This is a genomic window from Bacillus sp. RO2, assembly GCF_012911845.1.
Taxonomy (GTDB): Bacteria; Bacillota; Bacilli; order Bacillales; family Bacillaceae_I; genus Sutcliffiella_A.
Window position 1 is genome coordinate 96,866 of the sequence record NZ_JAAXCU010000043.1, and the last position, 25,453, is coordinate 122,318.

The window sequence follows — 25,453 nt, forward strand, 5'->3', positions numbered from 1 at the left end:
AAGTACGATGGGGGAAAACGGGAAATATAAGTTTGGCTTACGCTACAAGCTCGTGTTGTTTACCACGATTTTAGCAGTCATCACGTATACGGTCAGTGGTTTTTTTATTTATTTTTTAGTAGATTATGTGGAAGGATTTATGGGGGCAAGCCTTTTCACTGTCCTAACATTGGTACTTGGAATTGTATGGTCTGGGATTCTCGCTTTTTTTGCGGCAAAATATATTACTAAACCTTTGCAGCAACTAGAAGAGGTTGCTCAAAAAGCAGCAAATGGAGATTTATCTGAGGATGTGCCGGTTTCTAACTCGCGAGATGAGATCAGTGCGGTCGGGGATGCGTTCAACCTCATGTTACATAACTTGCGGGACATGGTGAAAACCATTAACGAAACATTTGAAAAAACGAATGAAAAAGTGGAAGAAATAAGCAACGTATCTATGCAGGCTTCTGAGCAGGCAGAAAACATTTCTTATACAATTGAAGAGATTGCAAAAGGAGCAGAAAGTTCCGCTGCTTCGATTCAAGATACGGCAGAATCGGTGGAGGAAGTCATTAAAATTGCCGATGCAGTTCATGAAAAAGCAACGTCCTCCCAGCAGCTTTCTGAAGAAATGGTGAAGGACCTTGATGAAAGTAAGGAAGTTATTCATTCTCTTGTTTCTGGTATTCAGAAGCTTGCAGGTGAAAATCAGACGTCCTTAAAGACAGTGGAGCGCCTTGAAAAGAATGCAAAAGAAGTAGAAAATATCATCTCACTTGTTGGGGATATTGCTGGTCAGACAAACTTGTTAGCGTTAAATGCATCCATTGAAGCAGCGCGGGCTGGAGAGCATGGACGCGGCTTTGCGGTGGTTGCGGAAGAGGTCCGTTCCTTGGCGGATGAAAGTGCCAAAGCGGTGCAAGGGATCTCTGAACTGATCAAAAACATTCAAGAGGAAGTGAAAAACGTTGTAACGCAGATCACAGGGCAAGTGAAAGCGGCAAACTTGGAAGCAGAAAAAGGTACGGCAACGAATACGGTAATTGCGGAAATGACCAATTCTGTATTAGAGGTTGCGGCATCTGTCAAACAGATCGCAAGCCTTGTGGACCGCCAGATGGACAGCATCCAAACGACGGCACGTCAATCTCAAGAAGTGGCGGCCATTGCAGAAGAAACCTCTGCAGGAGCGGAAGAAGTAACGGCCACCACCCAAGAACAGGCAAGCATGATTGCGGATGTCGAGAAAATATCCCAAGAGCTTGCGGGCCAGGCCAGCAACTTGAAGCGGATGATATCAAGGTTTAAAGTGTAATGTGATTAGCTTGGGCACTTAGTTGCTCAGGCTTTTTTGTTGGCGGAAATCGGCCGCGAACATCCTTATGGATTTTTTCGCTTTAGACGGGTAAGATGTACTTATAAAAGAATCATTCGAATAGGGGATGAAAATATGAGAGTAGCAATTGCTTCAGATCACGGTGGCATTAACATCCGTGAGGAAATTAAAGGACTTTTAAAAGAATTGAACATAGAGTTTGAAGACTTCGGTTGTGAGTGTGAGACATCCGTTGATTATCCAGATTATGCCCAGCCAGTTGCGATGAAAGTGGCAGAAGGTGAGTTTGATCGAGGTATTTTGATTTGCGGAACAGGGATTGGGATGTCCATTGCCGCGAACAAAGTAAAAGGTATTCGTTGTGCGCTTGTGCACGATATGTTCAGTGCGAAAGCAACGCGTGAACACAATGACAGCAATATATTGGCGATGGGGGAGCGTGTCATCGGACCAGGGCTTGCCCGTGAAATCGCAAAGATCTGGCTGACAACGGAATTTGAAGGCGGCCGCCATGAAAACCGCGTGAATAAGATTCATCAGTTGGAGAAGTAACATGATGCATCTAGAGTGGAAAGATCAGTTACAGCAGCTGCTACATGACTTGCAGGATCAGGCAGGGTTGAAAAAGGGCCAGATTCTAGTGGTAGGTTGCAGCACAAGTGAAGTGATCGGGGAAAAAATAGGAACAGCCGGAACGGAAGGTGTCGCTGAAACACTTTTTGCTGTGTTGACTGAGTTTCGTGAAAAGACTGGTGTCGAGCTTGCTTTTCAATGTTGTGAACATTTGAATCGAGCGCTTGTAGTGGAACGAGAAACAGCTTTGAATCGCGGTCTTGATGAAGTAACAGTTATCCCGGTGAGGCATGCAGGTGGTGCTATGGCATCGTATGCCTATCACAAAATGAAGGATGCGGTGATGGTCGAACACATCAAAGCTGACGCCGGCATCGATATCGGGGACACGCTAATCGGCATGCACCTCAAACACGTCGCCGTCCCAGTGCGCAGCTCGATTAAATCCATCGGCAACGCCCACATCACCATGGCAAAAACCCGCCCCAAACTCATCGGCGGTGCCAGAGCAACCTACGAAATCCCCACAACAGAAACAAAATAAAAAAATGCGGGTCCGGCCTTCGACATGGATGACGAAATCCTTTGAGGGTCTGACCCCTTTTCATTATTTTTTTATTTTCACGAAAGTTTTTCTAAGTAAGCGCTATCAATCTTCCTTTTCTGTTTCTATCTATTGTCCATCGTGATAAAATGGAGGAGGTAAAGGTTGAAAAGCCGAATGTAGTTGTTTTTTTAAAACTTTTTAAATTTGATGTTCATACTTAAAGGGGGATTCCGAAAGTGAAATTAGCACAACAGGATCAGCAATTGTTTCAATCCATCCAGGATGAATTGGCAAGACAACGCACGAAAATCGAGTTGATTGCTTCTGAGAACTTTGTGAGTGAAGCAGTTATGGAGGCTCAAGGATCTGTACTGACCAATAAATACGCAGAAGGGTACCCAGGTCGTCGCTATTACGGTGGTTGTGAACACGTAGACGTAGCGGAGAACATTGCCCGTGACCGTGCGAAGGAAATTTTCGGAGCCGAGCATGCAAATGTTCAACCACACTCTGGTGCCCAAGCGAATATGGCGGTTTATTTTACCATTCTAGAACAGGGCGACACGGTCCTTGGGATGAATCTTTCCCACGGTGGCCATTTAACGCACGGAAGCCCGGTCAACTTTAGTGGTATTCAATATAATTTTGTAGAGTATGGAGTGGACAAAGACTCTCATACAATCAACTATGAAGATGTGGCAGAAAAAGCAAGACTGCACAAGCCGAAGCTAATCGTTGCTGGTGCAAGTGCTTACCCACGCGCGATTGATTTTGCGAAATTCCGTGAAATCGCAGACGAAGTGGGAGCATACCTAATGGTCGACATGGCTCATATTGCCGGTCTTGTTGCAGCTGGTCTTCACCAAAATCCTGTTCCTTATGCGGATTTCGTTACAACTACCACTCATAAAACGTTGCGTGGACCTCGTGGTGGGATGATCCTTTGTAAAGAAGAATGGGCGAAGAAAATTGATAAGTCCATTTTCCCTGGACTTCAGGGTGGTCCGCTAATGCATGTGATCGCGGCGAAAGCTGTTGCGTTTGGCGAAGCATTGCAACCGGCATTCAAGGACTATGCGCAAAAAATCATCGACAATGCTCACCGCCTGGCGGAAGCACTGAAAAATGAAGGTCTTTCTCTTGTTTCGAACGGAACGGACAACCATCTTTTACTTGTGGACGTACGCTCTCTTTCCATCACAGGGAAAATTGCGGAGAAAGTGTTAGATGAAGTGGGAATCACGGTCAACAAAAACACGATTCCTTTCGATCCGGAGAGCCCGTTTGTAACAAGTGGTATTCGTATTGGTACGGCAGCTGTAACAAGCCGTGGCTTCACACTGGAAGATATGGATGAAATTGCGTCCATCATTGCCTTCACATTGAAGAACCATGAAGATGAAACGAAACTAGAAGAAGCAAAAACTCGTGTAGAAGCAGTTTCTGGAAAATATGAATTGTATCCTACTTTAGGATAAAGGTGTTTGAGAGAGAGGTCTGAGGTTAGACCTCTCTTTTTTGTAGAAAAATAACTTGAATCAATCCTGCTTTTTCTGTAGAATCAATGGAAGTGTGATTTGAGAGTCGGAAAAGTTTCTTAAAATAACTGCCGGCTAGACATGATAAAAGGAGAGATTTCGAATGGCAAAAGTGTACGTATTTGATCACCCGTTAATTCAGCACAAACTTACATACATCCGCGACAAAAATACAGGTACGAAAGAGTTTCGTGAACTAGTTGATGAAGTGGCAAGTTTAATGGCATTCGAGATTACCCGCGACCTTCCGCTTGAGGAAGTAGACGTGGAAACACCAGTTTCTATTTCAAAATCAAACGTATTAGCAGGGAAAAAGCTAGGAATCGTTCCAATTCTTCGTGCTGGTCTTGGCATGGTAGAAGGGATGTTAAAGTTGATTCCAGCGGCAAAAGTTGGACATGTCGGCTTATACCGTGACCCAGAAACGCTTCAACCTGTTGAATATTATGTAAAATTACCATCTGATGTGGAAGAGCGCGACTTCATCGTGGTGGATCCAATGCTTGCAACAGGCGGATCTGCAATTGAAGCAATTCACTCTCTGAAAAAACGTGGCGCGAAAAACATCAAATTCATGTGCTTAATCGCTGCCCCTGAAGGTGTGGAATTACTTAAAGAAGCGCACCCTGACGTAGATATATACATCGCAGCGCTTGATGAAAAGCTGAACGAAAAAGGCTATATTGTCCCAGGTCTAGGAGATGCTGGCGACAGACTATACGGAACAAAATAAAAGACTGATGTAGGCTGTTTGGAGATCGAGGAAGATCTTTGAGCAGCCTTTTTTACTGTTTTGAGTGGAAATATATGGATTCTTAATAATTTGACTCGTTTATTTGTATACTTCTCCTGTTTATTTGACTAATTCTCTTGTCTTTTTGACTAATTCAGCCGTTTATTTGACTAATTCGCACACCTCTACAATTAACCTATCGAATTTCCCGCACAATTCCACCCCATGCATAATCCCTCTCCAATAACAAATGCTACATATCAGAGGTGAAGGACGTGAAATTAGGGAAAATTTTATTATGTATCGGACTTACCGTGCTGGTGGTAACTTCAACACTAATACAACCATTAAACAATACAACAGCAGCCACCATCACATCCATGAACGAACGCACAAGTGACTCATTACATACAACCAACATACCCAAATACCCAAAACGGCCGCCACTTCCGGTAAGCAAAGACAACGAACTGGAGGAACAGACGGTTATTTTAATCGTGGAGGAAAATAGCCAAGACTCCGTGAAAAATATAATACAACAAAAATATCCCAAACTGAAGATAAAGCGGACCTATACGGCAGTCTTCAAAGGTTTTGCCATCCACGGCCCGCTCAAAGATCTTGAAAAGCTTCAAAAGGAAAAAGGCATCTTGGAAGTCTCTCCTGTCACCAACTACACCCCCAATATCGATGAAAGTGTACCTTTTATTGGCGGAGAGAAGATGCACCGCCTCTTTGACAAGGATGGAAATCGTCTCACGGGAAAAGGTGTGAAGGTGGGAATCATTGATACAGGAATTGATTACACGCACCCTGACCTCAGGGACAATTATGCAGGCGGATATGATTTTGTTGACGAGGACAAAGATCCGATGGAGACGAAGCGGTCTCAAGGAATGCCAACTCTTCATGGTACCCATGTGGCGGGGATTGTCGGGGCAAACGGCCATCTTCATGGCGTGGCGCCGGAAGCGGAACTTATTGCCTACCGAGTCCTTGGTCCAGGAGGGCATGGTTCAAGTGAGCATGTAATCGCCGCCATCGAAATGGCCATCCATGACAAGGTAGACGTGTTAAATTTATCGCTCGGAAACACCATTAACGGCCCGGATTGGCCGACTAGCCTGGCTTTGAACAAAGCGGTAGAGCATGGGGTGGTGGCAGTCACTTCAAGTGGTAATTCCGGTCCGAACCTTTGGACGATCGGATCCCCCGGGACTTCGTCTGAGGCCATCTCTGTCGGAGCTTCCACACCGCCGCTTCATATCCCGCATCTGTCACCTATTTTTTCTAAAAGAGAGATAGAGATGCTTCCGCTGCAAGGCTCGCTCCCTTGGGATTTTCCGACCAAGCCGATGGGCATGGTGTATGTAGGACTTGGGGAAGAAGAAGATTGGGAAGGCAAAAAGATTGAGGGGAAAATAGTTTTGCTTGAACGAGGCAAAATTCCTTTTTCCGAAAAGGCACATCATGCTAAGAAGCGTGGAGCGGCTGGTGTAGTGATCTACAATAATCTTGAGGGTAATTTTACTGGTACATTAGAAGTGGAAATGGACATGCCCGTTGTTTCGATCTCGAAAGAAGACGGGTTATTTTTAAAAAAGCATTTGAAAAGAAGTTTCTCTATGGTGAAGACGACGTTCAAATGGCACAAAGATGACATTGCCAGTTTCAGTTCGCGCGGGCCAGTGACACATACTTGGGAGATTAAGCCGGATGTGGTCGCACCAGGTGTTGCAATTGACAGCACGATTCCAAACGGATACCTCGCGCTTCAAGGCACAAGCATGGCCGCACCTCATGTGGCTGGGGCGAGTGCACTCATCATCCAAGCCCATCCGGATTGGACACCAGCACAGGTGAAGGCGGCCTTGATGAATACGACAAAGCCTCTCGTAAAAGAAGACGGATCAAGTTATTCTGTTTTGGAGCAGGGAACCGGACGCATCCAGCTTGAGGAAGCTATCCAAACGAATAGTCTCGTGTATCCGGGCTCCCTTAACTTTGGGATGTTAGAGAAGAAAAAAACACGAACCCAAAAAGAAGTTCCGATTACAATAGAAAACGTCTCAAACAAAGAAGTTACCTATTCCATAGAAACACCAAGACAGCAAAAAGGAGTGCAGTGGAAGACGCCAATCACCTTCACTCTCCAACCAAAAGAAAAACGGGAAACAAAGGTCACGCTAGACATCACTCCAAACCAGCAGAAAGCAGGGATGCATGAGGGAGAGGTCGTCGTGAACGCAAACAGCCAAAAGATTCGCCTCCCTTTCCTCTATATAATAGAAGAACCAAATTATCCACGTATCATGGGCTTTCAGTTCGGCTATGGAGATAAAGAGGGAGAATATCAATACGAGGTGTATTTGCCAGAGGGAGCAGAGGAACTGGGAATAGCCCTTTACGAAGCAGATACGCTCCACTTCATCGACTATCTAGACTGGGAGCGGGATCTACCTCGTGGACTATATAAAAATCAGATTCCGGCAGACCGTGTGAAAGTGAAAGGCCTGGTGAAAGCAGTCGTCTTTGCCAAGAAGCTGGACAAGGAAGATACCGTGGAAGCGGATCTCTACTTCGAGTGAGGTGGGCCGCCGCCCGTGGCTGCCCCCTCCGACCAAAGAGACATTTTTGTCGAACTCTGTCAAGCAACTCCCCCTGAAACAACCTAATAGTCACATAATGTTCACAATCGACAAACTTAACCTATATGTCATATGTGATAAAATAATGTTATACAACAGCCGAATGAGGAAAACTGTTCATCATTTGGCTGTTTTTTTACTGGAAAAATACATAGCGGAAAAGCGGGTTGAAAGAGAAATCTTACCATTGAAAAGAATGTCGATTTTTCCTTAGAACACATTGACATTGACAAAGTGCTATTGTATGCTTACAAAGGGTATAAAATGATAGGGTTTTCATAGGTTTCCAAAAACCAATTTTATACATATTTAGCATCGATTTATCAGTAAGACCTCTAAACTTTACCGCATGTAAAACGGGGTGTTTTCTATGGAAGATAAACGCCGCCCATTCCAAGCAATGGCTTTGATGTCCGGAATCCTTTCCTACTTAGTTGGCCCCACCTTAGTCGGATTATTTGCAGGAAGATGGCTGGATGGAGAAATTGGTACCGAACCATTGTTCCTTATTATTGGACTTCTTTTAGGACTAGCAGCTGGTGTAATAGGAGTATTATACTTGGTCCAAAAATTCTTCTCAGGAGAGTCATAAATATGCCCGAATCAACCGAACAGTTTATGAGGCATATGAAGTATTTCTTATTTTTTCTTGCCTTTTTCGTATTAGGTTGGGGAGTTACCCCATACCAAGAATGGTTCCTGGGATTGATCCTTGGGACGGTGATAAGCATTTACAGCCACTGGTTGCTGCATAAGAAAGTGAAGAAATTCACGGAAGCGGTTGCCGAAGGTCGCAAAGCTGTCACATTAGGTTCTTTTTCAAGAATGGCCGCCGCCATACTCGGTGTGGTCATCGCTATGAGATATCCAGAAACTCTGAATCTCTACGGCGTCATCATAGGGATTATGACATCCTATATTGTCATTATCATAGATTCATTTGTAACACTCTTTAAAGCAGTGGGGAAGAGAGGTGAGTAGTGTTGGGTCATAGTGCTCCTATAGCGACACTTGATTTGTTTGGTTACGACCTTCATTTCAATTTGTCGAATATTATGATGACTATTATAACAGCCTTAATCGTGTTTCTTATCGCAATACTTTGCACAAGAACACTTGCTTTGAGACCTACCGGAGCCCAGAACTTTATGGAATGGTTGGTTGATTTTGCAAAAGGTATCATTAACAGTACCATGGATTGGCAGACAGGGGGCAGATTCCTTTCATTAGCTCTGACCATACTTATGTATGTGTTCGTAGCAAATATGCTAGGGTTGCCATTTGCGATTATTCTTGGAGATGAACACACTTTATGGTGGAAATCGCCGACAGCAGATCCTGTTATTACGCTTAGTCTCGCGGCAATGGTAGTAGCATTGACGCATTATTATGGGATTAAGATGAAAGGTTTCAAGGAATACGGGAAGGACTTCTTCAAACCGATGGCGTTCTTATTCCCACTTAAGATCATTGAAGAATTTGCTAACACATTAACGCTTGGTCTGCGTTTATACGGGAACATCTTTGCAGGGGAAATCTTGCTTGGATTACTTGCAGGACTTGCAGTTAACGGTTATCAAATGGGCTTCATGTCCGGAATTATTGGAACAGTAGTTGCAATCATTCCTATGTTAGCTTGGCAAGCCTTCAGTATTTTCGTTGGTACCATCCAGGCATTTATCTTCACCATGTTAACAATGGTTTATATGGCACACAAAGTGAGTCATGACCATTAATTTATAAATTTTTATTAACCAAAAAAACTTTTCTTAATCATAAGGAGGAAATTATCAATGGGTCTTTTAGCAGCAGCGATTGCAATTGGTTTAGCAGCACTTGGAGCAGGTATTGGTAACGGATTAATCGTAAGTCGTACAGTAGAAGGTATCGCTCGTCAACCTGAGCTTAAATCTACTCTTCAAACTACAATGTTCATCGGGGTAGCACTAGTTGAGGCTGTTCCAATCATCGCAGTAGTTATCGCGTTCATGGTTATCGGTGGTTAATTAACTGCCCGAATAATTCTTAGCATCAATAATGGCGAAGTCCGTCTCACACGAGAACCTTCGCCTTTCCTTTAGTATGAACTATTTTTTTGAAAATCTAGCCAAGGTGCCCTTTAGGTGCTTGTGCTTTTCTTATGTATTCCTCGAAGGGAGTGAAAGCATTGTATAGCTTAGATCACTTAGTGCTTGGTGCAGGATCCCTAACTTTAGGAGATGCACTATTCCAGTTAATCACATTTTTAATCTTACTATATTTCCTTAGAAAATTTGCTTGGGATAAGCTTGTTGGAATGATGAAGCAACGTGAAGATCACATTGCAAACGAAATTACAGCAGCTGAACAAAGTAATGTAGAAGCAAAAGGTCTTGTAGAAGAGCAAAAAGCTCTTTTAAAAGAAGCTCGCACGGAAGCTCAGGCTTTAGTGGAAAGCGCGAAAAAGATCGCAGAAGATCAAAAAGCAGATATCGTAAGAGCTGCTCAAGAGGAATCTGCACGTCTTAAAGAAGCGGCAAGAAAAGAAATCGTTCAGGAAAAAGAGCAAGCAGTTGTTGCTTTGCGTGAACAGGTTGCATCCTTGTCCGTATTAATCGCTTCTAAAGTGATTGAAAAAGAACTAAACGAAAAAGATCAGCAGAAGCTTATCGATGATTACGTGAAACAGGTAGGCGAAGTGCGATGAGCAAAAACGGAGTAGCAAAGCGTTATGCATTGGCTCTTTTCGACCTGGCAAAAGAAAACAATCTTTATGCACAGTTTGATGCAGAGCTTGCAGAAGTAAAAAAGGTGTTCTTAAACAACAAGGAACTTGATGTTGTCCTGAGCAACCCGAAAGTACGCAAAGACTCTAAAAAGCAAATCGTCCGTGAGGCATTTGCTTCCGCATCACCATTTATCGTAAACACGTTACAGCTTTTAATAGACCGTCACCGTCAAGGTATCGTAGTGGATATGATTGACGAGTACAAAGCACTTTCTAACGAAGCCCTTAATGTGGCTGAAGCGAAAGTGTACTCTGTTCGTGCCTTAACGGATGCAGAGCAGGCTCAACTTTCCGCTGTATTTGCAGCAAAAGTTGGGAAAGCTTCTTTAAACATCAGTAATATTGTAGATCCATCCTTAATCGGCGGCTTGAAGATTCGCATCGGCAACCGTATTTTCGATGGAAGTGTCAGTGGAAAATTAGAACGTCTTGGACGTCAACTTACAACGAATAGATAGTAGATAGGGGTGAAATTCATGAGCATCAAAGCTGAAGAAATTAGTGCGCTGATAAAAAAGCAAATCGAAAACTATCAGTCTGAAATCGAAGTTAGCGATGTTGGTACTGTTATCCAAGTTGGGGATGGTATCGCTCGTGCTCATGGTCTCGACAACGTCATGGCTGGAGAGCTAGTTGAATTTTCTAACGGAGTTATGGGTCTTGCCCAAAACTTAGAGGAAAACAACGTCGGTATAGTAATCTTAGGACCTTATACTGAAATCCGCGAAGGCGATGCAGTTCGTCGTACAGGCCGTATCATGGAGGTACCGGTAGGTGAACAACTTATCGGCCGTGTAGTAAACGCATTAGGACAACCAGTTGATGGATTAGGTCCAATCGAAACAAACAAAACTCGTCCAATTGAAGCACAAGCTCCTGGTGTTATGGATCGTAAATCCGTTCATGAGCCACTTCAAACAGGTATCAAAGCGATCGACGCTCTTGTACCAATCGGACGTGGACAACGTGAGTTAATTATCGGAGACCGTCAAACAGGTAAAACATCTGTTGCGATCGATACGATTCTTAACCAAAAAGACCAAGACATGGTGTGTATCTACGTTGCCATCGGTCAAAAAGAATCTACAGTTCGTGGAGTAGTAGAAACTCTACGTAAGCACGGTGCACTTGATTACACAATCGTTGTAACTGCATCTGCATCTGCACCAGCTCCAATGCTATTCTTAGCACCTTACACTGGAGTAACAATGGGTGAAGAATTCATGTACAACGGCAAGCACGTTCTAGTTATCTATGATGACTTAACGAAGCAAGCTGCTGCATACCGTGAACTTTCCCTACTTTTAAAACGTCCTCCAGGGCGTGAAGCATATCCTGGTGACGTATTCTACCTTCACTCTCGTTTACTCGAGCGTGCAGCGAAACTTAGTGATGCAAAAGGCGCTGGATCTTTAACAGCTTTACCGTTCATTGAAACACAAGCTGGTGACGTATCTGCCTACATCCCGACAAACGTTATCTCCATCACTGATGGACAAATTTTCTTACAATCAGACCTATTCTTCTCCGGTGTTCGTCCTGCGATCAACGCTGGTCTTTCCGTATCTCGTGTAGGAGGATCCGCTCAAATCAAAGCGATGAAGAAGGTATCAGGTACATTACGTCTTGACCTTGCATCTTACCGTGAGCTAGAAGCGTTCGCGCAATTCGGTTCTGACTTAGATAAAGCAACTCAAGCAAAACTTAACCGTGGTGCTCGTACGGTTGAAGTACTTAAGCAAGGCTTGAACAAGCCACTTAAAGTAGAAAAGCAAGTTGCGATCCTTTACGCTCTTACAAAAGGTTTCATCGATGATGTTCCTGTACAAGATGTTACTCGTTTCGAAGACGAAATGCTTACTTGGTTAGAGCACAACCGTAAAGAACTTTTAGAAGAAATCCGTACAACTAAAGGATTACCAAGCGACGAAGCGATGGCTGAAGCAATCAATGCATTCAAAAAGACTTTCGTAGCTACTGAAAAGTAATAGATCGACATAGTGAGTTACACCATGCGATGGAGGAACCCGAACCAACCTTCGATTCCTCCTTTCCATGTGTCTAACCACTCTGAATAGGGTTAAAAAGGTGGTGAAATCCTTTGGCATCATTACGCGACATAAAAACGAGAATTACCTCGACGAAGAAGACTAGTCAAATCACAAAAGCCATGCAGATGGTTTCCGCATCGAAACTAAATCGTGCTGAAACAAATGCAAAAGCTTTCAATCCTTATATGGATAAAATCCAAGAGGTTGTGGCAAGTATCGCACTAGGAAGTACCGATGTATCGCATCCAATGCTAGAAAGCCGTCCGGTAAAACGTACTGGCTACATCGTAATCTCCTCTGACCGTGGTCTTGCAGGTGCCTATAACAGTAACATCTTACGTACGGTTCATCAGACGGTTCAAAAACGTCATAAGTCTCAAGATGAATACGCAGTAATTGCCATCGGACGAATCGGCCGCGACTTTTTCAGAAAGCGTAATGTCCCTGTATTCTCCGAAATTACTGGTCTAGGCGACCAAGTATCCTTCTCAGACATCAAGGATATTGCGAATCGTGCAGTCAGCATGTACGCGGATGGAACGTTTGATGAGTTATACGTGTATTACAACCACTTTGTAAGTGCAATCTCCCAAGAAGTAACAGAGAAGAAGCTTCTTCCTCTTACTGACATTGCACCTACATCCAACAAGATTACATCCTATGAGTTCGAACCTTCCCAAGAAGGTATCCTTGAAGTATTGCTACCGCAATATGCGGAAAGCCTGATCTACGGTGCATTACTAGATGCAAAAGCAAGTGAGCACGCTGCTCGTATGACAGCGATGCAAAGTGCGACAGATAACGCGAAAGAGCTTATCCAAGGCCTTACACTTTCTTACAACCGTGCCCGTCAAGCAGCCATCACTCAAGAGATCACCGAGATTACTGCGGGAGCTTCGGCTTTGGAATAGATGGAAAAGCATAGGTGGCTCGTTCAGCCCCGACAAGCATAAGACGTGTTTACGGAGGAGGTTGTTTTTACCTCCGCAGTAAAAACGGCTTATGACCTCGAGGGGCTAGCCGCCGGAGCTAGACAGACCGTACTTGAACTAAAATTTTGCAAAAGTAAGTTAGGAGGGAATACGATGAAAGGTCGCGTTACTCAAATCATGGGTCCAGTTGTCGACGTAAAATTCGATAGCGGACATCTTCCTGAAATATACAACGCTCTTCATATTAATCATAAAGCTCGTAGCGGAAATGAAGTAGACATTACTTTAACGCTTGAGGTTGCTCTTCACCTTGGAGACAACACAGTGCGTACAATCGCTATGGCTTCTACAGACGGTGTCGTTCGCGGCATGGAAGTAGAAGATGCTGGTCACCCTATCTCTGTACCAGTAGGTGACGTAACACTTGGTCGTGTTTTCAACGTACTAGGGGAAAACATTGACTTAGATGCTCCAATCCCAGCAGGTTCTCGTCGTGATCCAATTCACAGACAAGCTCCTACGTTCGAACAGCTTTCAACAGACGTTGAAATCCTTGAAACTGGTATCAAAGTAGTAGACTTACTTGCTCCTTACATCAAGGGTGGTAAGATCGGTCTATTCGGTGGTGCCGGTGTAGGTAAAACGGTTCTTATCCAAGAATTAATCAACAACATCGCACAAGAGCACGGTGGTATCTCCGTATTCGCAGGTGTTGGTGAGCGTACTCGTGAAGGAAACGACCTTTATCACGAGATGACGGATTCTGGCGTTATCAAGAAAACTGCCATGGTATTCGGACAAATGAACGAGCCGCCTGGAGCACGTATGCGTGTTGCTCTAACAGGTCTTACAATGGCAGAATTCTTCCGTGATGACCAAGGACAAGACGTTCTATTCTTCATGGACAACATCTTCCGTTTCACACAAGCAGGTTCTGAGGTATCCGCCCTACTAGGCCGTATGCCATCTGCCGTTGGTTACCAACCGACACTTGCTACTGAAATGGGTCAATTACAAGAGCGTATCACGTCTACATCTGTAGGTTCTGTAACGTCTATCCAAGCGATTTACGTTCCTGCCGATGACTACACGGATCCGGCTCCAGCAACAACTTTCGCTCACTTGGATGCAACAACTAACCTTGAGCGTAAACTTTCCGAGATGGGTATCTACCCAGCGGTTGACCCTCTAGCTTCCACTTCCCGTGCATTGGCACCAGAAGTAGTTGGAGACGACCACTATGCAGTAGCGCGTGAAGTGCAATCCACTTTACAACGTTACAAAGAACTACAAGATATCATTGCTATCTTAGGTATGGATGAGTTAACGGATGAGGATAAATTAACCGTTCACCGTGCTCGTCGTATCCAGTTCTTCTTATCTCAAAACTTCCACGTAGCCGAGCAGTTCACTGGACAAAAAGGTTCTTACGTTCCTGTTCAGGAAACAGTGAAAGGATTCAGAGAAATCCTTGACGGCAAATACGACCACCTTCCTGAAGATGCATTCCGTCTAGTTGGACGCATCGAAGAAGTAGTGGAAAAAGCGAAGCAAATGGGTGTAGAAGTTTAATTAAAGGGACCTAGGAGGGAATGAAATGAAGACATTAAAAGTCAGCGTAGTTACTCCCGATGGCCCGGTTTATGAATCAGACGTAGAAATGGTAGTAGCCCGTGCTCAAAGCGGTGAGCTGGGAGTTCTACCAGGACATATCCCGATGGTTGCTCCACTACAAATCGGCGGCGTTCGCATGAAAAAAGGCGACAAAACCGAACAAGTGGCAGTAAACGGAGGCTTCCTAGAAGTGCGTCCTGATAAAGTAACGATCCTTGCCCAAACTGCAGAAGCAGCAGAGCAAATCGATCTTACACGTGCAGAAGAAGCAAAAAAACGCGCCGAGCAACGACTACAGTCCAAAAAAGACGACGTCGACTACCGCCGTGCAGAACTTGCCCTTCAACGCGCAATCAACCGCATCAACGTAGCCAAAAGAGGGTAACAATACCCTGTAAACATACTGTGTCAAAACCCCCTCTTTCCGGAGCAGACGTGCTTTGGAGGGAGGGGGTTTTTGTTGTTGTCGAAAAGACGAAGGTTCTGTCGATTTCTTGATATATGCTATTTTTTCTTGATATATTTTAAAATTTATTGAAATACACTCCTAATTTCTCGATATATCCGAGTTTTTCTTGATATATCCTGATTTTTCTTGATATCCGCAAATCTATAAAGAGGGGTCTGACCCGCTGTGCGGTGATGTGCTAAAGTATTTATGCTGTGAAACGCTTATAATGGATATATTGGTTTTACAATGGATATAAGTCTGTTAACGATGGATAAACTGGATTTACAATGGATATAAATTTTTTACAATGGATAAAACCACTTTAACAATGGATAAGTGGTTTTACGAAATTGATTTCCGCCGAAATGCCCGCTTGTTAATCCAATTATAAACGCTTATATGTACCACGCCCCCAAAAACTAACCCACAATTACCTACTTTCAACTAAAACCCCCTACAAGTAACCTCATAATTCATTGGTTCCACCACTCACCAAGCACGCTCTTTTCAAAACAAGGTAATTATCCCTTCAACGTTAAGTAAAACGTCTCGCATTGGCAGCGGAAATAACAAAACTCCACCCTCCACCAAAAACAATTCCCTTCGCCTCCCTAAAAACAATAGCCATAATAAGGATATCTCCTGTCGACACCGATATGGGTATTTGATATAATTGTTATCGGTTACAATTTTAAATATTGTGAGCAGTCTGAAAATGAAGAGAGACTTCGGAGGGGGCGGGCATGAATCTACTTAACTTATATCAAAATAACTATTTGATAGTGGTTGTATTCTTGGCTCTAGGGGTATTACTTCCGGTCGTGGCGCTTGCTATTGGACGTGTTTTGCGTCCGAATAAGCCATCAGCAGCCAAGCAGACGACCTATGAAAGTGGAATTGATCCCTTTCATGATTCACGTGTTCAGTTTAATGTTCGTTATTACATATTTGCCCTATTATTTGTCATTTTCGATGTGGAGACAGTTTTCCTGTATCCATGGGCGGTGGCTTATGAAAAGTTAGGGATATTTGCATTGATTGAAATGCTTATTTTCGTAGTTTTATTACTGATCGGATTAATATACGCATGGAAGAAGAAGGTGTTGAAATGGATCTAAATCTAGAGAGTATCTCACCAGAGGAAATGGAAGAGCTGAAACAGACGGTCTTCCTGACAACATTGGAGGAGCTGAAAGCATGGGCACGCAGCAATTCTATGTGGCCGATGACATTCGGTCTTGCTTGCTGTGCAATCGAGATGATGGGTGTTGGCTCGTCCCATTATGACCTCGACCGCTTTGGGTCCTTTTTTCGTACATCACCGCGTCAATCCGACTGTATGATTGTATCTGGTACTGTGACGAAAAAAATGGCACCCGTGTTGAAACGCTTGTATGATCAAATGCCTGAGCCGAAATGGGTCATTGCGATGGGGTCCTGTGCGACCGCGGGCGGTCCATATATCAAATCCTATGCCGTTGTAAAAGGTGTGGACCAAATTGTACCTGTAGACGTGTACATACCGGGATGCCCACCAAATCCAGCGGCTCTTATTTATGGAATCAACAAGCTCCGCGAAAAAATTCGTTATGAAGCCAAGACAGGGAAGCAGGTGATCTAGCAGTGAGCGATGAGAAAAGCCTGGAAGAAAAAAAGAAAGAAGCCGCAGCAAAAGCAAAAGCTGCTGCACTCGCAAAACTAGAAGCGAAAAAGAAGATGGAAGCAAATGCTTCTGAAAATAAAGAAGAAGCACCACCTGCTGAAACACCAACTGGTGACGACGCAAAAGAACTAGCGAAAAAGAAAGCAGCAGCTGCAGCCAAAGCAAAGGCCGCTGCACTGGCTAAACAAAAAGCGAAAGAACAAGCGTCCACAGAAGGCGAATCAACAGATACCACAGACGACGCAAAAGAACTAGCGAAAAAGAAAGCCGCAGCCGCAGCTAAAGCAAAAGCCGCAGCCGCAGCTAAAGCAAAAGCTGCTGCACTGGCCAAACAAAAAGCGAAAGAACAAGCGTCCACCGAAGCCGAAACTACAGAAACAACAGACGACGCGAAAGAACTAGCAAAGAAGAAAGCAGCAGCTGCGGCAAAAGCAAAGGCCGCTGCACTTGCCAAACTAAAACGCGATACTGGCGAAACACCTGCACCAGCAACCGATGGCGACGATGCCAAGGCCAAAGCCATCGCAGCAGCAAAAGCAAAAGCAGCAGCTGCAGCCAAGGCCAAAGCCGCTGCCCTAGCCAAACAACAACGAGACGGAGGGGCTTCAGGCGATACAGACCCTGCCTCCCCAGACCTCCAAGACGAAAAAGCCAAATCCATCGCAGCAGCGAAAGCAAAAGCAAAGGCAGCCGCAGCAGCAAAAGCGAAAGCCGCAACCGCCGCAAAAGCCAAAGGAGCTGCGTCCGGCACAACCGCCGACGCAACAACATCAGATACACCAGCAACACCATCACCAAACCAGAAATACTTGGACAAATACGTAAAAGTAATCAACGACAACCTCGGGGAAAACACCTTGGAAGAAGCGTACATCAACGCGCTGTCCAAAGATGTTCCGACGCTTGTCGCGAAACCTGAGAACTATTTTAAAGTGGCATCATTCCTGCGCTACAATGAGCAGCTGACGTTTGAATATTTGTCGGAGATGCACGGGACAGACTTTGAGTCGCATATGGAGATCTACAACCATTTGTATTCTTATAAGAACAAGCAGTCCGTGGCATTGAAAGTGAAAATAGATCGGGAGAATCCTGTCATCCCGTCCATCCAGCCAATTTGGGAAGGGGCAAACTGGCCGGAGAGGGAGACATACGATCTTCTTGGCATTCAGTTTACAGGGCATCCGAATTTGACGCGCATCATGATGCCGGATGATTGGGTCGGTTATCCGCTGCGCAAAGATTATGAGCCGTACGATGTGGAGGTGTAGCAGATGATTCGCACAGAGGAGATGCTACTGAATGTCGGACCACAGCATCCGAGTACCCACGGGGTGTTCCGACTTGTCATAAAAATCGATGGAGAAATCATCAAGGAAGCGACACCGGTCATTGGATACCTTCACCGCGGTACCGAAAAGCTTGCGGAGAACCTCCAATACACGCAAATCATCCCATACACCGACCGGATGGATTACTTATCCGCCATGACCAACAACTATGTTATCTGTCACGCGGTGGAAACGATGATGGAGCTAGAGATTCCAGAACGCGCAGAATACCTTCGCGTGCTTGCGATGGAGCTTGGGCGTGTTGCTAGTCACTTAGTTTGGTATGGTACATATTTACTTGATATTGGAGCGGTAAGTCCGTTCCTATATGCGTTCCGTGAGCGCGAAATGATTATCAATCTATTAAATGAGCTGTCAGGAGCCCGTCTAACTTTCAACTACATGCGAGTCGGGGGCGTGAAGTGGGATGCGCCTGAGGGCTGGATCAAAAAAGTAGAAGAATTTGTTCCATATATGAGGGAGCAGCTGAAGGGCTACCATGACCTTGTGACAGGCAATGAAATTTTCATGAGCCGTGTGAAAGCGGTTGGCCGTTACACGAAGGAGGATGCGTTTGCGTACTCCCTGAGTGGTGCAAACCTCAGATGTACCGGAGTGAAGTGGGATCTTCGTAAAGATGAGCCTTACTCCATCTATGATCGCTTTGACTTTGACGTTCCAACACGTGAAGGCGGGGATGCATGGGCGCGTTACCACTGCCGCATGGAGGAAATCGAGGAATCCCTGAAGATCATCGAACAAGCTGTCGAACAATTCCCGCAAGAAGGCGAGATCATGGCAAAAGTGCCAAGGATCATCAAGGCGCCAAAGGGAGAGGCATATGTGCGCATCGAATCCCCGCGCGGTGAGATCGGCTGCTACATTGCCAGTGACGGAAAAAAAGAACCATATCGCTTAAAATTCCGCCGTCCGTCTTTTTACAACCTGCAGATCTTACCGAAACTTTTAGAAGGCGAAAACATGGCAAACCTGATCGCCATTTTAGGGGCAATTGATATTGTCCTCGGGGAGGTGGATGGCTAATGATGGAGAGCTTGTTGCATTCATCACCATCCTGGACGAACTTTTTCATCTTTTTCGGATTGGCAACGGCCTTGCTTCTTGCCGTCCTTGGCTTTGTAACGTACGGAATTCTTGCCGAACGTAAAGTCATGGGCTTCATGCAGGGACGTATGGGACCGAATCAGGTCGGGGGCTCCTGGGGCTTGCTCCAGACAGTAGCCGACGTGTTGAAGCTTCTTATAAAAGAAGACACCATCCCGAAACTCGCGGACCGACCGTTATACATTATTGCACCAGTTATCGCCTTCACACCGGCGTTCATGGTGCTTGCCACCATCCCGTTCACCGACCGCTTTCAATTTGCGGACATCGGGGTCGGCTTGCTCTACTACATCGCCATTTCCGGCATCACAACGGTTGGCGTCGTAGCGGCAGGGTGGGCATCAAACAACAAGTATTCGTTACTTGGAGGAATGCGTGCAGCGGCCCAGATGATTTCCTATGAAGTGCCGCTTGTCATGTCGGTAATCGGGGTTGTCCTCTTGGCAGGAAGCCTGAACTTAAACGAAATCGTTGCCGCTCAAAGCGAAACATTTTGGTTCATCATTCTGCAGCCGGTTGGATTCCTAATTTTCGTCATCGCTTCTGTCGCAGAGTTGAACCGTACACCATTTGACTTGCCAGAAGCAGAATCAGAGCTTGTCGCAGGGTACCATGTCGAATACTCCGGCTTCCGCTGGGCATTCTTCATGCTAGCAGAATATGTGTACCTGTTCGCGATGGCTTCCCTTACCACCGTCCTGTTCCTAGGCGGATGGCTGCCACCATTCGAGTTCCTCGGATTCATCCCGAGTGCCGTCTGGTTCGCACTAAAATTCAGCGTAGTCGTATTCGTGCTCATCTGGATCCGTGTCACCTTCCCGCGTCTGCGTGCAGACCAACTTATGGAATTCGGCTGGAAGGTATTGTTGCCGGTAGCACTAGCGAATATCTTTTTCTCAGCGATTATGAAGGAACTGTTTTTTAAATAGGGGGAGAGTTTTGGGCATTAAATATATGAATCGCCCGAAACTAGTGGAAAATCGCCCGTATTATTGAAAAGTCGCCCGAAACCAACGAGAAATCGCCCGTAAATCTGAAAAATCGGCGAAACCAACCGGGAATCGCCTGTAAAATCTAATTATCGCCCGATTCCCCAAATAGCTCGTATGACAGTTAGTCTCTTAATAAAAGAAAAGTAACGGAAGAATAGGGGTGAAGCGAAATGCGCGGTCTTGCAAAAGGTTTAAAATATACCCTACAAAACTTAACGAAGAAAAAAGTAACCTATGATTACCCAAACGAACCGCTTCCACTACCGGACCGGTTCCGCGGCATCCAGAAATTTTACCCGGAAAAGTGCATCGTCTGCAATCAGTGCTCCAACATCTGTCCGACAGACTGCATCCAACTTACTGGAAAAAAACATCCGGATCCAACGAAAAAAGGGAAAATCATCGACACATACGATATCAACTTTGAAATTTGCATCCTCTGCGACCTCTGCACAGAAGTCTGTCCGACAGAGGCCATCATCATGACCAACAACTTTGAGCTTGCCGAATACAGCCGCGATCGACTTTTCAAAGACCTGCAATGGCTCGACGAAAACGATACGAACATCAGAAGGGAGAATAAAGCATGACGATAACCGGTGAATTTATCGCATTTCTTTTCCTAGCAATCGCTGCGATCGCCGGTGGAGTGCTTATGCTGAACCTGACAAAGGTCGTTCACATGGTTGTAGCCCTAGTGTTCACCTTCATCAGCATCGCCGGCATTTACGTCATGCTCTCCGCTGAATTCGTAGCGGCCGTACAAATACTCATCTATTCTGGGGCCATCACCATTATTATGCTGTTCGGAATCATGCTGACCCGTCACAACGATGAATCCGAAACATCCGGACTTGGCCGAAAAATATTTGTCGGCGCAGGGGTGCTCGGCTTTGCAGCAGTCATGTACTTCGGACTGTACAGCCTTGATCTTGGATCACAAGATTCAGCCGACCTGCATGTGAACAACACCGAACAGATTGGTGTAGCCATCTATTCAAAATATGTCATTCCATTTGAATTGACCTCCGTGATCCTGCTCGTAGCGCTTGTAGGAGCCATCATTTTGGCAAGACGAGATGACGAAGATGCGGATGTTGTAAAAGAGGAGGCGACCAAGGAATGAGCGGAGTTCCATTATCAGCCTACCTGGTACTAGCACTTATTTTATTCTGTATCGGACTTTACGGTGCGCTCACCAAACGCAACACCGTCATCGTCCTGATCTGTATCGAACTCATGCTGAACGCCGTCAACATCAACCTTGTCGCATTCAGCAAATTCGGCATCGCACCGTCCATTACAGGGCAAGTATTCTCCCTGTTCACCATCACCGTCGCAGCAGCAGAAGCCGCAGTTGGCCTGGCTATCCTCATAGCCCTCTACCGCAACCGCCGCACCGTTAACATCGACGAAATGAATACGTTGAAGAACTAAAACCTTTCCGTTGATTCTAGTCTAGTGCGCAGAACATTAACGGTAATTAATGAATTTTATAAAAAAGATACTATGAATACAATTCCAGTTCCCCCTGATGATTGGAGTGCAAGGTGTGAGACTCCTGCGGGGGAGTAACGGTTGGTTGAGACCCCTGAAGCGTTGTGAGGAGGCTCAAGCACCGTCCCGCGGAAAGCGAACACTGGAACGGAAATCAACAGGGAGTTATCGAATTACCAAACTAAATTCTACCTCCGCAGCCAGCTTGCACAAAAACGCAGCCACCAACACAAACCTGCGTAAAAGAAGGGGACTTGATACGATGATGGAGAATGCCTGGATCATCCCGCTTTTTCCGCTGATCTCCTTTATCCTACTACTGCTTGTCGGCAAAAGAATGAAAGAATCGAGCGCATTCCTCGGAATCGCACTCATTGCTCTATCACTCATCTTTTCCCTCACAGCACTATGGGAGCGGTTTTCAGCACCAACCTTCAAAGCCACATTCGACTGGCTCCAAATAGGAGACGTCGTACTGACGGCGGGATATGAAGTCAATCAATTAAACGCCTTGATGCTTGTCGTAGTATCACTTGTGAGCTTACTCGTACATATTTATTCCAAAGGATACATGCATGGAGACGACCGTTTCCACGTGTTCTACGCCTATCTTGGCCTGTTTACCTTTGCCATGCTGGCACTTGTCATGTCACCAAACCTGCTTCAGCTCTATATTTTCTGGGAGCTTGTTGGAGTGGGATCATTCTTGCTCATCGGGTTCTATTTTTATAAAAATGAAGCAAAAGCCGCTGCCAAAAAAGCGTTCATCATGACACGTATCGGGGATGTCGGATTATTCATCGGGATCATCCTATTATTCTGGCAGGTCGGCAGCTTCGAATATGATGTTATTTTTGAAGCAGTCAATGCAGGAACAATATCTGCTGGAATGCTGACCCTCATTGCCATCCTTATTTTCATTGGGGCAATGGGAAAATCCGGTCAATTCCCATTACATTCCTGGTTGCCTGATGCGATGGAAGGTCCAACACCAGTGTCCGCCCTCATCCACGCCGCAACGATGGTTGCAGCAGGGGTGTACTTGGTCGCGAGCCTGTTTCCACTGTTTAATGCGAGTGAAACAGCGCTTATGACGGTCGCAATCGTTGGTGCATTTACGGCTATTTTTGCGGCGTCTATTGGCCTTGTACAAAAAGATATTAAGAGAGTGCTAGCCTACTCCACCGTCAGTCAGCTCGGCTTCATGATGCTTGCTCTCGGATCGGCAGGCTATGTGGCAGGGGTTTTCCACCTCACCACACACGCTTTCTTCAAAGCTTTGCTGTTTCTTGCAGCAGGAAGCGTCATCCATGCCGTCCACACGCAAAACATCGACGAGATGGGTGGACTTTGGAAAAAAATGCGCACCACTGGAATCTTATTTTTAATTGGAACCCTTGCGATCACAGGTGTTCCGTTGTTCTCCGGGTTCTTCAGTAAAGAGGAAATCCTCCTTGCTGCCTGGGTAAACGGAAATCCTTTTCTTTTCTTGCTAGCTCTGATTGCCGCATTTTTCACGGCATTCTATATGTTCCGTCTGTTCTTCTTAGTTTTCACCGGGGAAGCACGCGGGGACCAGCGTCATGTTCATGAATCGCCATCCGTCATGACTATCCCAATGATCGTGCTTGGCGTCCTTGCCGTCGTGGCCGGTTACATGAACACCCCTTGGTTCGGCCATTTTCTCGGAGACTGGCTGACAGAAGGGACCACTATGTATGGCGCGTCCCATATTAAGGGGCCAAAATGGATCATGGCAGCTGCCATTCTTGTATCAGTTGCCGGAATCGGAATCGCCTACCTGATTTACTTCCGACGCTCGATTGCGCGCGAAACATTCAGTCAAGGTGTACCGCATCTTTACAGCATTTTACGCAACAAATACTTTGTCGATGAAATCTACATTATGACATTCGTCTACGGAACAAAAGTAATCAGCCTGTTCCTGAAGTACATCGACGAGTTCCTTGTCCACGGAACGATGAAGGGGATTGCCGCGGCATCTCAACAAATCGGTAGACTAGGAGCGAAAGTACAGAACGGTCAAACCCAGACATACGGAGCAGTCGCGTTTGTAGGGCTCGCCATTCTCATCATCATTTTCGTCTTCACAGGGGGGTACATCGGATGAACAGCCTATTTCTGACAGCCTTAATCTTTGCCCCTCTTTTAGGTATCTTGGTTCTTCTTTTTACACCAAAAACAAATGTGGAAGCCATTAAAATGGTTGGGTTCCTAGCTACCTTGCCGTCCTTGATCCTCGCGCTCATCGCTTTCTGGCAATACAAAGCGGGAGCGGGGCTTGAGCAGTACGCGGTGAAACTAGAGTGGATCACTTTTGGTAATAAAGATCTGACCAAAGAAATTTACGGAGCTCAAGTCTATCAGCCGATTTCTTTCGAGCTTGGCATCAACGGCTTCTCGCTTGTCATGATATTACTGACGGCAGTGCTTTCGACCCTAGCAGCCATCGCAAGCATCCATATAAAAAAAGAATGGAAAGGCTATTTCATTCTCTTTCTACTTTTACAAATTGGAATGCTAGGGGTCTTTGCAGCGGAAAACCTGCTCTTATTCTTCTTTTTCTTTGAGCTCACCTTGATCCCGATGTTCTTCCTCATCGGTAAGTGGGGTTATTTTGAAAAAGAAAGTGCAGCCTACCGATTCCTTATCTACAACGGACTTGGTTCTGCCATTCTATTAATCGTTTTCGTTGTCCTTTTCACCAAAACAGGAACAATGAATATTGCGGAAATAACGGCCATGTTCACCGGCAACAGCGACACCATGTTCCTTGGCGAAGTTTCAGATGACCTACGCATGGGACTGTTGATTGCATTGCTTGTGGCATTCGGGATTAAGTTGCCAATCGTGCCGCTTCACAGCTGGATGCTGAAGGTTCACGTGCAAGCACCGCCATCCATCGTCATGCTGCATGCCGGGGTTCTTTTGAAAATAGGGGCATTCGGTCTCATCCGTTTCGGCGTTGGAATCTTCCCGGAACAATTCGACCAACTCGCTTTCATTCTAGCAATCTTGGGAGTTGTGAACCTCCTTTACGGAGCGTTCCTCGCACTCATCCAAACAGATTTCAAAATGGTGCTGGCCTACTCCAGTATCTCGCATATGGGAATCGTCCTGATCGGGCTTGCGGCCCTGAACGAAGCGGGAATCCAAGGCGCGATCTTCCAGGTGGTCTCCCACGGATTCATCGCAGCACTCTTGTTCTTTTTGATCGGAGTGATGTACGAACGCACGAGCACGACCGAAATTGGCAAGCTTGGCGGTCTCGCAAAAGCAATGCCACTTACAGCCGGCTTCTTCCTTGTTGGCGCCATGGCCTCACTCGGCCTGCCAGGCATGTCCGGATTTGTCAGCGAATTCCTTGCCTTTATGGGACTTTTCAATGACATGCCAGTGGTCGCAGCAGTCGGAACACTCGGAATCATCTTAACAGCGGCATACCTGCTTCGCGCCGTGCTCGGTATGACTTTTGGCACGAAAGCGGCAGGATATAGCGAGAAAGTAGTGGACCTGCGCGGGCTCGAATACATTCCCGTATTTGTCATGCTATTCTTCATCATCCTGATCGGAGTATACCCTAGCATTCTCGCACAACCGCTGCAAGACACCATTAACGCCATTATTTTAGGGATAGGGGGGTGAACAGGAG

Annotated in this window: 26 protein-coding genes; all 26 read left to right on the top strand. The window is 45.6% G+C overall.

What is annotated here, in order from left to right:
* Positions 1-7 precede the first annotated feature (7 nt).
* The 26 genes from HF078_RS12180 (at position 8) to HF078_RS12305 (ending at position 25,446) form a co-directional block, all read left to right on the top strand.
* Positions 8-1,297: a methyl-accepting chemotaxis protein gene (locus tag HF078_RS12180; protein ID WP_169291402.1), complete on the top strand. Its 1,290-nt coding sequence runs from the start codon at positions 8-10 to the stop codon at positions 1,295-1,297.
* A gap of 135 nt (positions 1,298-1,432) precedes the next feature.
* A complete protein-coding gene (gene rpiB, locus HF078_RS12185) occupies positions 1,433-1,870 on the top strand; it encodes a ribose 5-phosphate isomerase B (protein WP_168864825.1) in 438 nt (145 codons plus the stop codon).
* Position 1,871: 1 nt separating this feature from the next.
* Positions 1,872-2,435, top strand: a complete 564-nt coding sequence (locus tag HF078_RS12190; protein ID WP_169291403.1) for a TIGR01440 family protein — start codon at positions 1,872-1,874, stop codon at positions 2,433-2,435.
* A gap of 239 nt (positions 2,436-2,674) precedes the next feature.
* On the top strand, positions 2,675-3,916 hold the full coding sequence (locus tag HF078_RS12195; protein WP_169291404.1) for a serine hydroxymethyltransferase: 1,242 nt from the start codon (positions 2,675-2,677) through the stop codon (positions 3,914-3,916).
* A gap of 163 nt (positions 3,917-4,079) precedes the next feature.
* Complete coding sequence (gene upp, locus HF078_RS12200) at positions 4,080-4,709, top strand: uracil phosphoribosyltransferase (protein ID WP_148987215.1); 630 nt, start codon at positions 4,080-4,082, stop codon at positions 4,707-4,709.
* Between the two features lie 275 nt (positions 4,710-4,984).
* The gene (locus tag HF078_RS21065; RefSeq protein ID WP_169291405.1) at positions 4,985-7,297 is read left to right on the top strand and encodes a S8 family serine peptidase; all 2,313 of its coding nucleotides are present in this window, start codon (positions 4,985-4,987) and stop codon (positions 7,295-7,297) included.
* A gap of 430 nt (positions 7,298-7,727) precedes the next feature.
* Complete coding sequence (locus tag HF078_RS12210) at positions 7,728-7,949, top strand: AtpZ/AtpI family protein (RefSeq protein ID WP_060664618.1); 222 nt, start codon at positions 7,728-7,730, stop codon at positions 7,947-7,949.
* Positions 7,950-7,951: 2 nt separating this feature from the next.
* A complete protein-coding gene (locus tag HF078_RS12215) occupies positions 7,952-8,338 on the top strand; it encodes an ATP synthase subunit I (protein WP_169291406.1) in 387 nt (128 codons plus the stop codon).
* A gap of 2 nt (positions 8,339-8,340) precedes the next feature.
* A complete protein-coding gene (atpB, locus tag HF078_RS12220) occupies positions 8,341-9,093 on the top strand; it encodes a F0F1 ATP synthase subunit A (protein ID WP_060664616.1) in 753 nt (250 codons plus the stop codon).
* 57 nt (positions 9,094-9,150) lie between these two features.
* The gene (gene atpE, locus HF078_RS12225; protein WP_060664615.1) at positions 9,151-9,363 is read left to right on the top strand and encodes a F0F1 ATP synthase subunit C; all 213 of its coding nucleotides are present in this window, start codon (positions 9,151-9,153) and stop codon (positions 9,361-9,363) included.
* 134 nt (positions 9,364-9,497) lie between these two features.
* Positions 9,498-10,043 carry a F0F1 ATP synthase subunit B gene (gene atpF / locus HF078_RS12230; RefSeq protein WP_205831603.1) on the top strand — a complete coding sequence of 182 codons (546 nt, stop codon included), beginning with the start codon at positions 9,498-9,500 and terminating at the stop codon, positions 10,041-10,043.
* Positions 10,040-10,582 carry a F0F1 ATP synthase subunit delta gene (locus HF078_RS12235; RefSeq protein ID WP_169291407.1) on the top strand — a complete coding sequence of 181 codons (543 nt, stop codon included), beginning with the start codon at positions 10,040-10,042 and terminating at the stop codon, positions 10,580-10,582. The genes atpF and HF078_RS12235 overlap by 4 nt, the downstream gene beginning before the upstream one ends.
* A gap of 18 nt (positions 10,583-10,600) precedes the next feature.
* Positions 10,601-12,112 (top strand): F0F1 ATP synthase subunit alpha, encoded by a 1,512-nt coding sequence (gene atpA, locus HF078_RS12240; protein WP_169291408.1) that lies wholly within the window; start codon positions 10,601-10,603, stop codon positions 12,110-12,112.
* A gap of 113 nt (positions 12,113-12,225) precedes the next feature.
* Positions 12,226-13,086, top strand: a complete 861-nt coding sequence (locus tag HF078_RS12245) for a F0F1 ATP synthase subunit gamma (protein WP_060664611.1) — start codon at positions 12,226-12,228, stop codon at positions 13,084-13,086.
* A gap of 174 nt (positions 13,087-13,260) precedes the next feature.
* Positions 13,261-14,679, top strand: a complete 1,419-nt coding sequence (gene atpD / locus HF078_RS12250) for a F0F1 ATP synthase subunit beta (protein WP_060664610.1) — start codon at positions 13,261-13,263, stop codon at positions 14,677-14,679.
* A 25-nt stretch (positions 14,680-14,704) separates the two neighbouring features.
* On the top strand, positions 14,705-15,106 hold the full coding sequence (locus tag HF078_RS12255) for a F0F1 ATP synthase subunit epsilon (RefSeq protein ID WP_148987221.1): 402 nt from the start codon (positions 14,705-14,707) through the stop codon (positions 15,104-15,106).
* Positions 15,107-15,915: 809 nt separating this feature from the next.
* Positions 15,916-16,290 (top strand): NADH-quinone oxidoreductase subunit A, encoded by a 375-nt coding sequence (locus HF078_RS12260; protein WP_010200369.1) that lies wholly within the window; start codon positions 15,916-15,918, stop codon positions 16,288-16,290.
* Complete coding sequence (locus tag HF078_RS12265) at positions 16,281-16,793, top strand: NuoB/complex I 20 kDa subunit family protein (protein WP_010200368.1); 513 nt, start codon at positions 16,281-16,283, stop codon at positions 16,791-16,793. The genes HF078_RS12260 and HF078_RS12265 overlap by 10 nt, the downstream gene beginning before the upstream one ends.
* 2 nt (positions 16,794-16,795) lie before the next feature.
* The gene (locus HF078_RS12270; protein WP_169291409.1) at positions 16,796-18,106 is read left to right on the top strand and encodes an NADH-quinone oxidoreductase subunit C; all 1,311 of its coding nucleotides are present in this window, start codon (positions 16,796-16,798) and stop codon (positions 18,104-18,106) included.
* A gap of 3 nt (positions 18,107-18,109) precedes the next feature.
* Positions 18,110-19,210: an NADH-quinone oxidoreductase subunit D gene (locus tag HF078_RS12275; protein WP_169291410.1), complete on the top strand. Its 1,101-nt coding sequence runs from the start codon at positions 18,110-18,112 to the stop codon at positions 19,208-19,210.
* A complete protein-coding gene (gene nuoH / locus HF078_RS12280) occupies positions 19,210-20,220 on the top strand; it encodes an NADH-quinone oxidoreductase subunit NuoH (RefSeq protein WP_169291411.1) in 1,011 nt (336 codons plus the stop codon). Before HF078_RS12275 ends, nuoH begins: the two co-directional genes overlap by 1 nt.
* A gap of 233 nt (positions 20,221-20,453) precedes the next feature.
* A complete protein-coding gene (gene nuoI / locus HF078_RS12285; RefSeq protein WP_148987225.1) occupies positions 20,454-20,873 on the top strand; it encodes an NADH-quinone oxidoreductase subunit NuoI in 420 nt (139 codons plus the stop codon).
* The gene (locus HF078_RS12290) at positions 20,870-21,409 is read left to right on the top strand and encodes an NADH-quinone oxidoreductase subunit J (RefSeq protein ID WP_169291412.1); all 540 of its coding nucleotides are present in this window, start codon (positions 20,870-20,872) and stop codon (positions 21,407-21,409) included. The genes nuoI and HF078_RS12290 overlap by 4 nt, the downstream gene beginning before the upstream one ends.
* Positions 21,406-21,720, top strand: a complete 315-nt coding sequence (gene nuoK / locus HF078_RS12295) for an NADH-quinone oxidoreductase subunit NuoK (RefSeq protein ID WP_010200357.1) — start codon at positions 21,406-21,408, stop codon at positions 21,718-21,720. The genes HF078_RS12290 and nuoK overlap by 4 nt, the downstream gene beginning before the upstream one ends.
* A gap of 322 nt (positions 21,721-22,042) precedes the next feature.
* On the top strand, positions 22,043-23,911 hold the full coding sequence (gene nuoL, locus HF078_RS12300) for an NADH-quinone oxidoreductase subunit L (RefSeq protein ID WP_169291482.1): 1,869 nt from the start codon (positions 22,043-22,045) through the stop codon (positions 23,909-23,911).
* On the top strand, positions 23,908-25,446 hold the full coding sequence (locus HF078_RS12305) for an NADH-quinone oxidoreductase subunit M (RefSeq protein WP_169291413.1): 1,539 nt from the start codon (positions 23,908-23,910) through the stop codon (positions 25,444-25,446). The genes nuoL and HF078_RS12305 overlap by 4 nt, the downstream gene beginning before the upstream one ends.
* The last annotated feature ends 7 nt before the right edge of the window (positions 25,447-25,453 follow it).